We start from the raw sequence: 14176 nt of genomic DNA on the forward strand, positions 1-14176 counted from the left end.
GCTCGGCTGCTTTTCAGCGCGGGGCGACGACAGTGAATTCGCGGGCGCGGCAACCGGAGCGATCGACCTGCTGGCAGCTGCGAAACTCGCGGAGATCCTTGCTGAAGCAGATCCGGACTTCCTGCAGCACGCCGCGCTTGCAGGCGACGGACATCATGTCGGTGCGCAGGTCGGGATTGGCGGCGACGAAGGCGCGTTCGAGGTCGATCGCCGTCCAGCTCTGGTCGCGATCGGCCTTGGCGAGAGCCGGCGGGATCGCCACCTTGTCGCGGGCGCGCCGGACGTCGCGGAAATAGTCGCTCGGGCTCGATCCGCTGCAGGTGCCGTGCTTGCGCCACTCGTAGCGGGCGAGGCTTTCGGTAGGGAAAAGGCCGTCCGCCTCGCTCAGCGCAATCCGCGAGGGCGAGCGGCCGGCGGGCCCGCAATCGCTCGGATAACCACGCTCGTTCTGCGGCCAGAGGCCGTGAACCACGAAGCGAAGGCCGCTGCCTTCGCCGCACTGCTCACGGTTGCGCGTACGGTCGCCATCGAGCTCGCAGAAGCCCGGCGACCAGGACAGGGCCAGGACATAGAAGTCGAAATCGCCCGGCACGCCGCCGCGCGACCCGAAGCCCTGCGCGGATGCGGCAGCGCCGAGGCAAAGCAGCGACAGGGCGGCGAGCGCGAGGCGCTTCATCATGGAGCGGTCTGTGCGTTAGGGGCGCGCCATTTGACAATCGGGCGCGTAGGCCCGGTTGCGGTCGAGGCCGCTGACGCACCAGTTGACGTTCCAGGTCCATCCGAAGAGGCCGAGACGCTCGCGCACGGAATAGTCGACGCGGTGAAAGCTGCCGTCGTTGAGCAGGATGCGGCCGGAGCAGAAGCGGCGCGGAATGAAGTCATCGCCCCAGGAGCGGAAGCCGATCTGCGCGATACGGTCATAGGTTACGGCCCGGAGGGGACCCCAGAACTTCTCCTCGCGGGAGTTGAACCAGCTCGTCAGCTCATCCAGCACGGCAGGGTCCTCGCAGGCGGGAACGTTGCCGGAATAGGGAATGATGCGCTCCTCCGCCCGGTCGGCGGGATGGACGTAGCGGCGGCCGGTTGCGTCGGCGGCAAAGGCCGTCAGGCAGGCGAGGGAGACGAGGGCGGTTCGCAGCAGAGCGCGGCGCATGGAATCAGGCCTCTTCAGGAGGGCAAAGCTAGACGGCACGATGGCGATGCCGCAGGCGAGGGTCAAGAAAAGATGCTTCTCGTTACTGCTGCGGAGCGCTCCGGGGGCTTTGCGGTCACAGTCGCGTCGTCATGCGAACCGCTCGGGGCGTCTCGTCGGATGCCATGCTGGTGCGCTTCTCCGGCTTCGGACAGATTGTCCGCAGATGGGGGAGACGCCATGACCGACTGCTTCGACGACCCGGCCGCGCGCATTGCGGATGCCGATGCCTTGCGCGGCCATATCGGCCCGGTCCATCCGCTGGCGACCGCCAAGGTGCTGAACAGGCTCGACCAGTTCTGCCGCGACTTCATCGCTCTCTCGCCGTTTCTGGTGCTGGCAAGCTGCGATGCGCAGGGCAACGCCGATGCGAGCCCGCGCGGAGACGGGCCCGGCTTCGTGCGCGTGCTCGACGACAAGACCCTGCTGATCCCGGATCGGCGCGGCAACAACCGGGTCGATTCCCTCGGCAACGTCATGTCCGCGCCGGGCATCGGCCTCGTCTTCATGGTGCCGGGTATCCCGGAGACGCTGCGCGTGAACGGCAAGGGGCGGGCGACGCGCGATGCCGAACTGCTGGCGCCTTCAGCCATGCTGGAACGCGCGCCCGTCACCGGCCTGATCGTCGAGGTCGACGAGGCCTTCTTCCATTGCGGCAAGGCGCTAATCCGCTCGAAGCTATGGGATCCGGCCTCGCAGGTGCCGCGCCACAGCTTCCCGACGCTCGGCCGCATCATCGCCGACCAGACCAAGGCGGTCGATGGCGACGAGGCCGACCGCAATCTCGAGGAAGGCTATCGCACGCGCCTCTATTGAGCGGCGCGGAGGCGAGCCTCAGAACGAGGCTTCGAGCATGGCGGCGTAGGCGGCCGCCGTGGCCGGGCGCGGATTGGTCGCGCTCGAATGGTCGAGCGTCGCCGCTTCCGCGATCGCCGGCACGACATGGCGCGGCAGGCCCATCGCCGAGAGGCTGCCGGGCATGCCGAGCCGGGCGACCAGCCCAGCGATCCATTCAGCCAGGTCGGCGTCGGGGCTAAGGCCGAGAACGCGCCTGATCTCGGCATATTTCGCTTCGGCCGACGGGGCGTTGAAGCGCAGCACCGCGGGCAGCAGCACGGCATTCAGCGTGCCGTGATGCAGTGAGATTTCCTTCAGCCCGCCAAGCGGATGGGAGAGGGCGTGGACGGCGCCGAGGCCCTTCTGGAACGTCATGCCGCCCTGCAGCGCGGCCATCATCATCTCCTTGCGCGCTTCGCGGTCCGAGCCGTCCTTCACCGCGCGCTCGATATGCGTGACAGCGCGCTTCAGCCCATCGAGGGCGATCGCCTCGGCGGGCGGGTTCTCGCGCGGGCTGAGATAGGTCTCGATGCAATGGGTGACGGCGTCCATGCCGGTCGCGGCGGTGAGCCAGGCCGGCATGCCCAGCGTCAGCTCGGGATCGCAGATGGCGAGGCGCGGGATCAGATGCGGCGAGATGAAGCCGAGCTTGCGCCCGTCCTTCAGCGTGATCAACGCGGCACGGCCGACTTCGCTGCCGGTGCCCGAGGTCGTCGGAATGGCGATGACGGGCGCGACCTTGGCAGTGACCTTCGGGATGCCGCCGAGGATCGCGGCATAGGTTTCAAGCGGGCCATCATGGCCGGCGAGCAGCGCGACGCCCTTGGCGAGATCGATCGGCGAGCCGCCGCCGATGGCGACGAGCCCGTCACAGCCGTGCTGGCGGTAGAGCGCGAGCGCGGCCTCGACCGCCTCCTCGGTCGGGTTGGTCGGGGTGTCGACGAAGACCGGTGCGGATTGCAGCGCGGCCGCATGATTCTGCACAGCGGCCACAAGCCCGGCCGCGGACACGCCCTTGTCGGCGACGATCATCGGCCTGGCGATGCCGAGCCCGGCGAGGTCTGCTTCGATTCCGGCAATCTCGCCGAAGCCGAACTTGATCGTGGTGAGATAGGTGATCAACGCCACAGGCAAGCCCTCATTCGTCGGTTGTCGTCAGTTGGAGGGCATCATGGAGCGCCGACTCCCGTTGCTTCAAGCGGCGATGGCGCCGGGGCGGCCCGGCGTTCGAGGATGAGCAGCGCCAGGCCCGCCGCGACGATCAGGGCCGCGCCACACAGCATCGCGGGGGTCGGCCAGTCGCCGAAGATGAACCAGCCGAAGACCAGCGCCCAGACGATCAGCGTGTACTGATAGGGCACGACGACCGAGGCTTCGGCGAGCTTGAGCGAGCGGGTGACGCAGATATGCGCGGTCATGGCGACGATGCCGAGAAGGCCAAGGAGGGCTGCATCCTTGAGGCTCGGCGTCACCCAGCCGAAGGGCAGCAGCGCCAGGCCCATCAGCAGGGCGCCGAGCGTCTGCCAGGTCACCAGCGTCACGTCCGGCGTGCCGCGCAGCTGCCGGCCGGCGATCATCATCGCGGCGAAGAGGAAGCTGCCGAGCAGGGCGATCAGCGCCGGCATCGACAGGCTTGCGCCGCTGGGATTGAGCGCGACCGCGACGCCGACGAAGCCGAGAGCGACGGCAAGCCAGCGCCGGCCATCGACGCGCTCCCCCAGCAGCAAGGCCGCGAGGATGACGACCCAGACCGGCGCGGCGAGCCAGATCGTCATGGTGTCCGCGAGCGGCAGATAGCTGACGGCGAGATAGAACAGCGCGACCTCGCCCGAGCCGAAGAGCACGCGCAGCGCCTGCAGGCCGGGGTGCTCCGGCCTCAAGGTTCGCCGCACGCCCTGCTTGAAGACGAAGGGCATGATGACGACGAGCGCCGCCAGGCTGCGCATCACCAGCACCTGTCCGACCGTGTAGGTGGCGACCAGCCATTTGCCCATCACGTCGTTGAGCGAAAACAGCAGGATGCCGAGGAGCATCATGGCGATGCCGGCGAGCGAGGCGTTGCGGGAGGTCATGGCGGGGCGTCGGTTCTCAAAGGCGCGCCACAACTGGCCGACTCGGGGACCGCTGGCAATCCTGCGTCGCAGCATGCAGCGGTCGCTCTCATAATTTAAGTATTGACTTAATTAAGTGATAGCGGAATCATTTTGGACATGGACCGCTTCGCCGCCCTTGCCGACCCGACCCGCCGCAGCATCGTCGAGATGCTGGCGGAAGGTGCGCTGCCGGCCGGAGAGATCGGAGCACGCTTCAGTGCAAGTCCTCCGGCGATTTCGCAGCATCTCAAGGTGTTGCGGGAGGCAAGGCTGGTGACGGTCGAGGTCCGCGGCCAGCAGCGGATCTACCGGCTCGACCCGGCCGGGCTCGATGCCTTCGACGCCTGGCTGCGCCGGGTGCGGCGCTTCTGGGGGCGCCATCTCGATCTGCTGGAACAGGAGCTCACAAAGCCCGAAACGGACGAAGGAGACACGCGATGAGCGAATATGGCGTTGTGCTGGAAAGCGGGGCAGTGCGCTTCGAGCGCCTGCTGCCGGGGCCGATCGAGCGCGTCTGGTCCTATATCACCGAGTCGGACAAGCGCGGGCAGTGGCTGGCATCGGGACCGTTCGACCAGCGTGTCGGCGGGCGCACCGAGCTGCTGTTCAAGCATTCGCAGATCACCGACGAGGTGCCGCCGGAAGCCTACCGCAACGTGCATGAGAACGGCGTGCGCGCGACCGGTATGATCACCCGCTACGAGCCGCCGCGGGTCATCGCCTTCACCTGGGGCGGCGGCAGCGAGCCTGAATCCGAGGTCGAGTTCGCGCTGAGCCCGAAAGGCGACAAGGTCCTGCTGGTGGTGACGCATCGCAAACTCCCCAGCAAGGCGGAGATGACCAGCGTTTCCGGCGGCTGGCACATGCATCTGGGCCTGCTGGAGGATCTGCTCACCGGCAGTCCGCGTCGCGGGTTCTGGTCAAGGCACGCGAAGCTCGAAGCGGAATATGCCGCGCGTTATGCCGATCTGCCGGAACCGGGCGGCGCGGCCTGACTACAAGCTCGCCGCCGCCCGCGCCGCTTGGTCGTACTGGCCGGAAAGCGAGCGCATCGCGGCGGCGATCTCTGACAGCCGCGCGGGGTCGGCGCCGGTTGCGCGCACGGACTTGACCAGGAGCTGTTCGCGGATCTGGGCATAGCGCTGGCAGGCTTCCTCGCCGGCCGGCGTGACCTCGACCGTCTTCTCCTTGCCTTTCCGCCCGCCTCTGAGCAGCTTCAGCCGCTCCAGCTTCTTCAGCGAATAGTTGACCAGATGCGTGTCCTCGATGTTGAGGACGAGGCAGATGTCGGCCAGCCGCTTCGGCTTGCCGCGGTGATTGACGTTGTGCAGCACGATCACGTCGAGCGGCGAGAGATCGGGCAGTCCCGCCGCCGCCATGCAGCGCACGATCCAGCGATGGAAGGCGTGCACCGTCATGCTCAGCGCGAATTCGAACTCCGACAGCGCCGGCAGCGCCCCCGCGGCGAGATGACCGGAGGAGACGATCGGGCCGAGCGTGTCGGGGAGAGGGGGCTGGGACATGTCTGGACTCGCGTCATTCCCGGGCGGCGCCTGGCGCCGACCCGGGAATCTCTGATCGGGAGATGGTCTGCTCAAGGCCGACCATGACGGGCGGCGAAGGCCGTGTGCGGAACGCGCCTCACATCTTCTTGTAGGCGTCGATGATCGACTGGCCGTCGGCGCCGGCCTTCTTCAGCCAGTCCGCGGTCAGCGTATCGCCGGCCTTCTTGAAGCCGCTGGCGAGTTCGGGTGAGGGCGCCTGCACCTTCATGCCCTTGCTCTTCAGCTGGTCGAGATACCAGCCGGCCTTCTCCTGCCACATCTTCCAGCCGCGCTCCTCGGCAGTGGCGGCGGCCTTCAGGAGTGCATCCTGCGTCGCCTTGTCGAGGGCGTTGAAGGCGGCCTTGTTGACGAAGGTGGCGTCCTTCGGGATCCAGGCCTGGACGTCGTAGAAATGCGTCAGCGACTCCCAGACCTTCGAATCGTAGCCGGTGCCGCCCGACGACATGAAGGAGTTGACGACGCCGGTCGCGAGCGCCTGCGGCAGCTCCGCCGCCTGAATCGTCACCGCCTGCATGCCGAGCATTTCGCCAAGGCGGGCGGTGCCGACATTGTAGGAGCGCCACTTCAGACCCTTCATGTCCTCGACGCTGTTGATCTCCTTCTTGGCGTAGACGCCCTGCGGCGCCCAGGGGACCATGAAGAGGAGCTTGACGCCCTGGCTGTCGAGCTTCTTCTCGATCGCTGCCTTCGAGGCCGCGTAGAGCTTGCGCGAGTCGGCGAAGCTTGTCGCAAGGAAGGGCACGACGTCGATGCCGTAGACCGGGTCTTCGTTCTCGTGCAGCGACATCAGCACCTCGCCCATCTGGGCCTGGCCGGTCTGGACGGCGCGCTTGATCTCCGGCGCCTTGAACAGCGCGGCGTTGGCGTGAACCGTGATCGAGAGCTTGCCGCCGGTCGCCGCCTCGACATCCTTGGCGAAGAGGACGAGGTTTTCCGTGTGGGGATTATCCGACGGATAGGCGTTGGGCAGGTTCCACTTGGTCTGGGCCGAGGCCGGGGCGGCCGCGAGCGACAGGGCGCCGGCCGCGACGCCCGCAACGAGAAGGCCCTTGATGAAATCCTTGCGATGCATGGTCTTGTCTCCGTTCCCTTGGTTTTGATGCGGTATCATTGAGGCGGAAAGGCCATTTCGGGCAAGACCATCACGATCTGCGGGAAGACCGTGATGATCGCCACGGCCGCGACGAGCAGGAAGAAGAAGGGCAGGGCCGCCAGCGCCACCGTGTTCGAATCCTTGCCCGACATGGTCTGGAGGACGAACAGGTTGAAGCCGACCGGCGGCGAGACCTCGGCCATCTCGACGATCAGCACGAGGAAGATGCCGAACCAGACGAGGTCGAAGCCGGCGGTCTTGATCATCGGGATGACGATGGCGGTGGTCAGCACGATCATCGAGATGCCGTCGAGCGCCGTGCCGAGCACGATGTACATCACGGTCAGCGCCGCGATCAGCGCGTAGGGCGAGAGGTGCAGGCTGTCGACCCATTCGGCCAGCGCCGCCGGGATGCCGGTATAGGCCATGGAGGTCGACATGAAGGAGGCGCCGGCCAGGATCAGCATGATCATGCAGGTGATCCGGGTAGTGCCCATCACGCTCTGCCAGAAGGCCTCCTTCGTCAGCGATCCCGACCACCAGGCGATGCCGAAGGAGCCGAGCACGCCCCAGGCCGCGCATTCCGTCGCGGTCGCCCAGCCGAGCAGCAGCGACAGGAAGACCAGCGCGATCAGCAGCATGCAGGGGATGAGCTGCGCCGATTCCCTCATCTTCTCGCGGAAGGGCATCTTCGGCTCGGGCGGCGGCGACTGCTCCGGGTGCAGCAGATGCCAGACGATGATGTAACCGGAATAGAGCACCATCACGAGCAGGCCCGGCAGGAAGCCGGCGAGGAAGACCTGGATGATCGAGACGTTCGCCGCCACCGCATAGACGACCATGGTGATCGAGGGCGGGATCAGGATGCCGAGCGTGCCGGCGCCGGCGAGCGAGCCGAGCGAGACGGTTTCGTTGTAGCCGCGCTTCTTCAGCTCCGGCAGGGCGATCTTCGCGACGGTGGCGCAGGTCGCGGCCGAGGAGCCGGAAACCGAGCCGAAGATGCCACAGGCCAGCACGTTGACGTGCATCAGCCGGCCCGGCAGCCAGTTGAGCCAGGGGGCGAGGCCGCGGAACATCTCTTCCGACAGCCTCGTCCGGTAGAGGATTTCGCCCATCCAGATGAAGAGCGGCAGCGCTGCCAGGGTCCAGGAGGCGCTGTTGCCCCAGATGGTCGTGGCCAGCACCGAGCCGGCCGGAATGCCGCCGCCGACGAACTGCATCGCCACCCAGCCGCAGGCCATCAGCGAAATCGCGATCCAGACGCCACCGGCGAGGAAAATCGCCAGCAATAGGAGCAGAAGCCCCGAGATTTCGATCATTGCCATGCGTCACACTCCGCTGGCCATGGCGCGCTCGACGATCTCCTCGTCGGTTTGCGCAGGGGGCTTCTCGTAGCGCGGCTCCTGGCCGCGGATCACGACATGGACGAATTCGTCGAGGATCGCGATGAACAGGATGGTCAGTCCGCCGGAATAGCCGAGCTGCGGAATCCAGAGCGGCATCGGCACGACGCCGCCGGCGACATCGTTGAACTCGAAGGACTGCCAGGTCATCACCGCCGCGTGCCAGGCGAAAAAGCCGGAGAAGCCGAGGCCGAGCACGAGCGAGAACACCTCGAAGCACCAGCGCTTGCGGCCCTTGAAATGGTCGATCAGCAGCCCGACGCGGATCATGTCGCCGGATTTGAAGGTGTGGGCGAGGCCGAGGAAGGCCATCGCCGCCATGCACCATGAGGTGAAGTCGTCGCCGGCGGGGATGTTGAAGCCGATCTCGCGGCCCACCGACATCACCATCATCAGGACGAAGATCAGGACGAGGAAGACACCGGCCGCATAGCCGGCCCAGAGGTAGAGCGCATCAAGCGTCCTGCGGATCATGGCGCGCGCCGCTCCCGCAGGTCGATGGCGCGTGCGCGCCCGGTTGCCAGGGTTGCTCGCATCGTCACATCCTCCGCATTCGTGCCGGCCCGGCCCCTCAGCCATGTTCCAGCCACAATCGGGATCGTAGCCAGCGGAATCGCCTTGTCAATAACTCATCGACGATTTATCGATGAAACGTCAGCGTCATCCATCGCTGGCATGGCGGAGGGGAGAACGTCTTATGTCGGCAGCGTCTTGGGACTTCTGGATCGATCGCGGCGGCACCTTCACCGACGTGATCGGGCGTGATCCGGCTGGCAATCTCCATGCCAGGAAGCTGCTCTCGGAGAATCCCGGCGCCTATCGCGATGCCGCGGTGCAGGGCATCCGCGACCTGCTCGGGTTGAAGGCGGGCGAGGCGATTCCGGCCGGCGCCGTCGGCGAGGTGCGCATGGGCACCACCGTCGCCACCAACGCGCTGCTTGAGCGCAAGGGCGATCGGACGCTGCTCGTCACCACCAGGGGGTTCCGCGACGCGCTGCGCATCGGCTACCAGGCGCGGCCCGACATCTTCGCCAAGCAGATCATCAAGCCCGAGCAGCTCTACGAAGACGTCATCGAGATCGAGGAGCGCGTGCTGGCTGATGGCACGATCGAACGTGCGCCCGACGAGGCGGCGATCCGCAGGGCGCTGCAGGCGCAGTACGATGCCGGCTTCCGCGCCGTCGCCATCGTCTTCATGCATGGCTATCGCTATCCTGCCCATGAGCAGGTCGCGGCCCGGATCGCTCGCGATATCGGCTTCCCGCAGGTCTCGGTCAGCCATGAGGTCTCGCCGCTGGTGAAGCTGGTTGGCCGGGGCGACACCGCCGTGGTCGATGCCTATCTCTCGCCCATCCTTGGCCGCTATGTGCAGCAGGTTTCGGAGGAGTTGGGGATTGTTGCTGGCGATGCCGGTGCGCGCGCCTCTCTCCCCCCTGGTGGGGGAGAGATGGAGAGGGGGGGCGAACGACTGGGTGAGCGCTCACCAAGCGGGACGCCCCCCACCCCCAGCCCCTCCCCACAAGGGGGAGGGGAGGAACCCATCCGCCTGATGTTCATGATGTCCTCGGGCGGGCTCACCGCAGCCGAGCTTTTCCAGGGCAAGGACGCCATTCTCTCCGGTCCCGCGGGTGGCGTGGTCGGCCTCGCCGAGACCGGCCGCTCGGCCGGCTTCGACAAGGTGATCGGCTTCGACATGGGCGGCACCTCGACCGACGTGGCCCATTTCGACGGCGAATATGAGCGCGCCTTCGAGACCGAGGTTGCCGGCGTGCGCATGCGCGCGCCGATGATGCTGATCCACACCGTCGCGGCCGGTGGCGGTTCGATTCTCCACTATGACGGCGCGCGCTTCCGCGTCGGTCCGGATTCGGCCGGCGCCAATCCCGGCCCGGCCGCCTATCGCCGTGGCGGGCCGCTCGCGGTGACCGATGCGAATGTCATGGTCGGCAAGCTGATCCCGTCCTACTTCCCGATGATCTTCGGGCCGCAGCAGGACCAGCCGCTCGATGTCGGGACGGTGCGGGCGAAGTTCGCCGCGCTGGCGAAGGAGGTCGGCGACGGCCGCTCGGCCGAGGAGGTCGCGGACGGCTTCATCCAGATCGCCGTCGCCAACATGGCCGAGGCGATCAAGAAGATCTCTGTCCAGCGCGGCTACGACATCACCCGCTATGCGCTGAACTCCTTCGGCGGCGCCGGCGGCCAGCACGCTTGCCTTGTGGCCGATGCGTTGGGCATCAAGACCGTGCTGCTGCACCCGTTCTCCGGTCTGCTCTCGGCCTATGGCATGGGGCTCGCCGAAATCCGCTCGACGCGCACCGCGGCGCTCGATGTCCCGCTCGACGGCGAGGCGAAGACCGCGATCGAGGCTGTGGCCGAGAAGCTCGCGGCCGAGACAAAGGCGGAGGTCGCGGGGCAGGGCGTAGCGGAGGGCGATATCGCCGTCCATACCAGAGCCCATATCCGCTATGCCGGCACTGATACCGCCATTGCGGTTCCCGCCGGCACGCGCGCCGCGATGCAGGAGGCCTTCCAGACCGCGCACAAGGCGCGCTTCGGCTTCATGGACGAGACCAAGGCGCTGGTCGTCGAGGCCGTCGAGGTCGAGGCTGTCGGCGGCGGCGCGAAGTTCGAGGAAGCCTCGACCGTCGAGCAGGCGGGCGAGCCGGCGGTTGCCGAGCGCACGCGGCTGTTCTCGAAGGGCGAATGGCATGATGCGGCGATCGTCCGGCGCGAGGCGATGCAACCCGGTCAGAGCGTCGCCGGTCCGGCGATCATCATCGAGCCCAACCAGACTGTCGTCGTCGAGGATGGCTGGAGCGCGAAGCTGACGGCCAAGGATCATCTCGTCCTGGTCCGCGTGAAGGCGCTGGTCCAGCAGGCCGCGATCGGCACCAAGGCCGATCCGGTCATGCTTGAGATCTTCAACAACCTGTTCATGTCGATCGCCGAGCAGATGGGCGTGACGCTGCAGAACACCGCCTATTCCGTGAACATCAAGGAGCGGCTCGACTTCTCCTGCGCCGTCTTCGATCAGACCGGCGCGCTCGTCGCCAACGCGCCGCATATGCCGGTGCATCTCGGCTCGATGGACCGCTCGGTCGAGACGGTCATCTCGAACAACCCGGTCATCAAGCCGGGCGATGTCTACTGCCTCAACGCGCCCTATAACGGCGGCACACATCTGCCCGACATCACGGTCTGCACGCCGGTCTTCGATGCCGAGGACAAGGAGATCCTGTTCTGGGTGGCGAGCCGCGGCCACCACGCCGATGTCGGCGGTACGGCGCCGGGCTCGATGTCGCCGCTGGCGACCAATATCGAGGAAGAAGGCGTCTATATCGACAACTTCAAGATCGTCGATCAGGGCCGCTTCTGCGAGGAAGACCTCGTCAAGCTCCTGACCGGCGCACGCTATCCCGTCCGCAACGTCGTGCAGAACGTCAACGATTTGAAGGCGCAGATCGCGGCCAACGAGAAAGGCGTGGCGGAGCTGCGCAAGATGATCCGCTCCTTCGGCCTCGACGTGGTGCAGGCCTATATGGGCCATGTCCAGGACAATGCGGCCGAGAGTGTGGCGCGGCTGCTGACCAAGCTGCACGACGCCGAGTTCACCTATCCGATGGACCAGGGCTGCGCGATCAAGGTGAAGATCACCATCCACCGCGAGAAGCGCGAGGCGACGGTCGATTTCACCGGCACCTCCGAGCAGCGGCCGGACAACTTCAACGCCCCGGCGCCGGTGACGCGCGCTGCCGTGCTCTACGTCTTCCGCGTCATGGTCGACGACGCGATCCCGATGAATGCCGGTTGCCTCAGGCCGATCCGGATCGTCGTGCCGGAAGGCTCGATGCTGGCGCCGCGCTATCCGGCCGCCGTGGTGGCTGGAAATGTCGAGGTGTCGCAGGCGGTGACGAACACGCTGTTCGGTGCGCTTCAGGCGATGTCGGCGTCGCAAGGCACGATGAACAATCTCACCTTCGGCAACGACCAATACCAGTACTACGAGACGATCTGCTCGGGCTCGCCGGCAGGCCCCGGCTTCAACGGCACCTCGGGCGTGCATGTCCACATGACCAATTCGCGGCTGACCGATCCCGAGATCCTGGAGACACGCTTCCCGGTCGTGCTGGAGGATTTCCACATCCGTCCCGGTTCCGGCGGCAAGGGCGAATGGACGGCCGGCGACGGCACCAGCCGCACCATCCGCTTCCTCAAGACGATGGACTGCGCGATCCTCGCCTCGCACCGCAGGGTTCGCCCCTTCGGTGTGAACGGCGGCGAGCCCGGCCAGCTCGGGAGGACGCTGGTGCGCAGGCTCTCGGGCGCGATCGAGGAACTGAAGCCGTCCGACCAAACGCTGCTGGAAGCCGGAGAGGCCGTGACGGTGATCACGCCGACGGCGGGGGGCTACGGCAAGGCGAAGGGCTGAGGCGCATTTTCCCGTCATGGTCGGGCTTGTCCCGACCATCCATGTCTTCGCTGGTCGAAGGTCGTGCTCAGGATGTGGATGCTCGCCACAAGGGCGAGCATGACGAAATTGCGTTGGCCGCTCTGGCAAGCCTTCCCGAAGGGGCCTAGCTGAGAGTCTTCTGTAAGGAGACTCTCATGCCTCAGACTTGGATGATCACCGGCGCCAATCGCGGCATCGGGCTCGCGCTCACCATCGAATTGCTGCGCCGGGGCGACCATGTCATCGCCGCGGCGCGCAACCCCTGGGGCGGAGCGCTCGGCGAGCTCGCGGCCGCGCATCCCGGGGCAGTGACGCTGGTCGAACTCGACGTCACCTCCGATGCGAGCGTCGCCGCTGCCAAGGAAGCGCTGGCCGGCCGTGCCATCGACGTGCTGCTCAACAATGCCGGCCTCTATGGTCCACGCGACCGGCAGGGCGGGCTCGACGTCGATTTCGACGCCTGGCGCGAGGTCTTCGAGGTCAATGTCTACGCGCCGATCAGGGTGGCGCAGGCTTTCCTGCCGAATATCGAGGCCGGGCAGGGCCGTAAGATCGCGACGATCTCGAGCCGCATGGGCTCGATCGGCGCCAATCCCGGCAACGCCCTGATCTACCGCTCGTCCAAATCGGCGGTGAATATGGCGATGGTGGTGTTCGGAAACAGCGTGCGCGAGCGCAATGTCAGCGTGCTGCTGTTCCACCCCGGCTGGGTCCAGACCGACATGGGCGGCAGCGGCGCCGACATCACCCCGGCCGAGAGCGCCGGGGGGCTGATCCGCACCATCGACGCTTCCGGCATGGGCGAGACCAACAGTTTCCGCGACTACACGGGCGAAAGAATCGCCTGGTGAGGCGAGGCCAGTGGCCGCTCAGTTCGCCCGTGTCGAGGCGAGCCAGAGGCCGCCGCCGACCAGGAAGCCGCCGCTGAGCTTCGACAGGAGCCGGACGCGCCGCTGCGAGAGCATGTGGCCGGCGCGCCCGGACAATACCGCATAAGCGCCATCGCTGAGCGCGGCGAAGGCCAGCGCCGTCGCGCCCATGATCGCAATCTGGGTGGCCTGGTCCCGCGACGGATCGAGGAATTGCGGGAAGAAGGCGCCGAAGAACAGCAGCGTCTTCGGATTGCTGAGGGCGACGAGCGCGCCCTGCAGGAAGAAGCCGCCGCGCGGCGGCTTAGCCGGCGCGCTGCCGTCGAGGCCGGCGCCAGCCGAGCGGAACATCTTGCAGCCCAGCCAGATCAGATAGGCGGCGCCGGCCAGCCGCAGCCACTCGAACCAGTGGCCGAGCGCTGCAATGACCGAGCTCAGCCCGATGCCAGCGACGATGACCATGATCGCGAGGCCGGCCTGGGTTCCTGCCACATTGAGGAGGCCGGCGCGGGTACCGTGCTTCAGGCTGTTGGCGACGATCAGCGTGACCGTGGGGCCGGGAACGATAATGATGACGATGCAGGCGAGCAGATAGGCGGCGTAGACTTCAAGCGACATGGCGCGGTCTCCGGCTGTGTCGCCTAGTGATCTGCCGATGTCGGCTTCCTGTCCAG

At 66.8% G+C, this 14176-nt stretch carries 14 protein-coding genes; 5 read left to right on the forward strand and 9 right to left on the reverse strand.

The features are described 5' to 3' along the window. Window positions 1-13: 13 nt before the first annotated feature. Both FQV39_RS27020 and FQV39_RS27025 read right to left on the reverse strand, forming a co-directional pair. Window positions 14-676: a ribonuclease T2 family protein gene (locus FQV39_RS27020; RefSeq protein ID WP_187640344.1), complete on the reverse strand. Its 663-nt coding sequence runs from the start codon at window positions 674-676 to the stop codon at window positions 14-16. A gap of 18 nt (window positions 677-694) precedes the next feature. Next, entirely contained in the window at window positions 695-1153 is a 459-nt protein-coding gene (locus FQV39_RS27025) for a hypothetical protein (protein WP_149133108.1), read from the reverse strand. A 219-nt stretch (window positions 1154-1372) separates the two neighbouring features. On the opposite strand from FQV39_RS27025, the gene FQV39_RS27030 reads away from it, so the two are divergent. After that, entirely contained in the window at window positions 1373-2008 is a 636-nt protein-coding gene (locus FQV39_RS27030; RefSeq protein ID WP_149133109.1) for a pyridoxamine 5'-phosphate oxidase family protein, read from the forward strand. Between the two features lie 18 nt (window positions 2009-2026). On the opposite strand, the gene FQV39_RS27035 is transcribed toward FQV39_RS27030, so the two are convergent. Beyond that, window positions 2027-3157: an iron-containing alcohol dehydrogenase gene (locus FQV39_RS27035; protein WP_149133110.1), complete on the reverse strand. Its 1131-nt coding sequence runs from the start codon at window positions 3155-3157 to the stop codon at window positions 2027-2029. Between the two features lie 41 nt (window positions 3158-3198). Beyond that, window positions 3199-4101 carry a DMT family transporter gene (locus FQV39_RS27040; RefSeq protein WP_210251147.1) on the reverse strand — a complete coding sequence of 301 codons (903 nt, stop codon included), beginning with the start codon at window positions 4099-4101 and terminating at the stop codon, window positions 3199-3201. 138 nt (window positions 4102-4239) lie between these two features. Between FQV39_RS27040 and FQV39_RS27045 the strand changes: the two genes are divergently transcribed. Both FQV39_RS27045 and FQV39_RS27050 read left to right on the forward strand, forming a co-directional pair. After that, window positions 4240-4563, forward strand: coding sequence for an ArsR/SmtB family transcription factor (locus FQV39_RS27045; RefSeq protein WP_149133111.1), 324 nt, complete (start codon window positions 4240-4242; stop codon window positions 4561-4563). Next, window positions 4560-5117 (forward strand): SRPBCC family protein, encoded by a 558-nt coding sequence (locus tag FQV39_RS27050; RefSeq protein WP_149133112.1) that lies wholly within the window; start codon window positions 4560-4562, stop codon window positions 5115-5117. Before FQV39_RS27045 ends, FQV39_RS27050 begins: the two co-directional genes overlap by 4 nt. Here the strand turns inward: FQV39_RS27050 and FQV39_RS27055 are convergent, their stop codons facing one another. From FQV39_RS27055 to FQV39_RS27070, 4 genes are all read right to left on the reverse strand, one after another. Next, a complete protein-coding gene (locus FQV39_RS27055) occupies window positions 5118-5645 on the reverse strand; it encodes a winged helix DNA-binding protein (RefSeq protein ID WP_149133113.1) in 528 nt (175 codons plus the stop codon). Window positions 5646-5763: 118 nt separating this feature from the next. Continuing rightward, window positions 5764-6759 carry a TRAP transporter substrate-binding protein gene (locus tag FQV39_RS27060; protein WP_149133114.1) on the reverse strand — a complete coding sequence of 332 codons (996 nt, stop codon included), beginning with the start codon at window positions 6757-6759 and terminating at the stop codon, window positions 5764-5766. Window positions 6760-6794: 35 nt separating this feature from the next. Next, window positions 6795-8105 carry a TRAP transporter large permease gene (locus tag FQV39_RS27065; protein WP_149133115.1) on the reverse strand — a complete coding sequence of 437 codons (1311 nt, stop codon included), beginning with the start codon at window positions 8103-8105 and terminating at the stop codon, window positions 6795-6797. Window positions 8106-8108: 3 nt separating this feature from the next. Then, entirely contained in the window at window positions 8109-8657 is a 549-nt protein-coding gene (locus FQV39_RS27070) for a TRAP transporter small permease (protein WP_149133116.1), read from the reverse strand. Window positions 8658-8880: 223 nt separating this feature from the next. Between FQV39_RS27070 and FQV39_RS27075 the strand changes: the two genes are divergently transcribed. Both FQV39_RS27075 and FQV39_RS27080 read left to right on the forward strand, forming a co-directional pair. Beyond that, window positions 8881-12612 (forward strand): hydantoinase B/oxoprolinase family protein, encoded by a 3732-nt coding sequence (locus FQV39_RS27075; protein WP_149133117.1) that lies wholly within the window; start codon window positions 8881-8883, stop codon window positions 12610-12612. Window positions 12613-12788: 176 nt separating this feature from the next. Then, complete coding sequence (locus FQV39_RS27080; RefSeq protein WP_149133118.1) at window positions 12789-13484, forward strand: SDR family oxidoreductase; 696 nt, start codon at window positions 12789-12791, stop codon at window positions 13482-13484. A gap of 18 nt (window positions 13485-13502) precedes the next feature. Here FQV39_RS27080 and FQV39_RS27085 read toward each other — a convergent pair whose 3' ends face one another. Continuing rightward, entirely contained in the window at window positions 13503-14120 is a 618-nt protein-coding gene (locus tag FQV39_RS27085) for a LysE family translocator (protein ID WP_149133119.1), read from the reverse strand. Window positions 14121-14176: the final 56 nt, after the last annotated feature.

Source organism: Bosea sp. F3-2 (assembly GCF_008253865.1).
In the GTDB taxonomy this organism is placed as follows: domain Bacteria; phylum Pseudomonadota; class Alphaproteobacteria; order Rhizobiales; family Beijerinckiaceae; genus Allobosea.

Excerpts from the sequence above, each read along its gene's own strand:
- FQV39_RS27020 (WP_187640344.1), bottom strand. The coding sequence starts at position 676 with ATGAAGCGCCTCGCGCTCGCCGCCCTGTCGCTGCTTTGCCTCGGCGCT.
- FQV39_RS27025 (WP_149133108.1), bottom strand. The coding sequence starts at position 1,153 with ATGCGCCGCGCTCTGCTGCGAACCGCCCTCGTCTCCCTCGCCTGCCTG.
- FQV39_RS27030 (WP_149133109.1), top strand. The coding sequence starts at position 1,373 with ATGACCGACTGCTTCGACGACCCGGCCGCGCGCATTGCGGATGCCGAT.
- FQV39_RS27040 (WP_210251147.1), bottom strand. The coding sequence starts at position 4,101 with ATGACCTCCCGCAACGCCTCGCTCGCCGGCATCGCCATGATGCTCCTC.
- FQV39_RS27045 (WP_149133111.1), top strand. The coding sequence starts at position 4,240 with ATGGACCGCTTCGCCGCCCTTGCCGACCCGACCCGCCGCAGCATCGTC.
- FQV39_RS27050 (WP_149133112.1), top strand. The coding sequence starts at position 4,560 with ATGAGCGAATATGGCGTTGTGCTGGAAAGCGGGGCAGTGCGCTTCGAG.
- FQV39_RS27055 (WP_149133113.1), bottom strand. The coding sequence starts at position 5,645 with ATGTCCCAGCCCCCTCTCCCCGACACGCTCGGCCCGATCGTCTCCTCC.
- FQV39_RS27060 (WP_149133114.1), bottom strand. The coding sequence starts at position 6,759 with ATGCATCGCAAGGATTTCATCAAGGGCCTTCTCGTTGCGGGCGTCGCG.
- FQV39_RS27065 (WP_149133115.1), bottom strand. The coding sequence starts at position 8,105 with ATGGCAATGATCGAAATCTCGGGGCTTCTGCTCCTATTGCTGGCGATT.
- FQV39_RS27070 (WP_149133116.1), bottom strand. The coding sequence starts at position 8,657 with ATGATCCGCAGGACGCTTGATGCGCTCTACCTCTGGGCCGGCTATGCG.
- FQV39_RS27075 (WP_149133117.1), top strand. The coding sequence starts at position 8,881 with ATGTCGGCAGCGTCTTGGGACTTCTGGATCGATCGCGGCGGCACCTTC.
- FQV39_RS27080 (WP_149133118.1), top strand. The coding sequence starts at position 12,789 with ATGCCTCAGACTTGGATGATCACCGGCGCCAATCGCGGCATCGGGCTC.
- FQV39_RS27085 (WP_149133119.1), bottom strand. The coding sequence starts at position 14,120 with ATGTCGCTTGAAGTCTACGCCGCCTATCTGCTCGCCTGCATCGTCATC.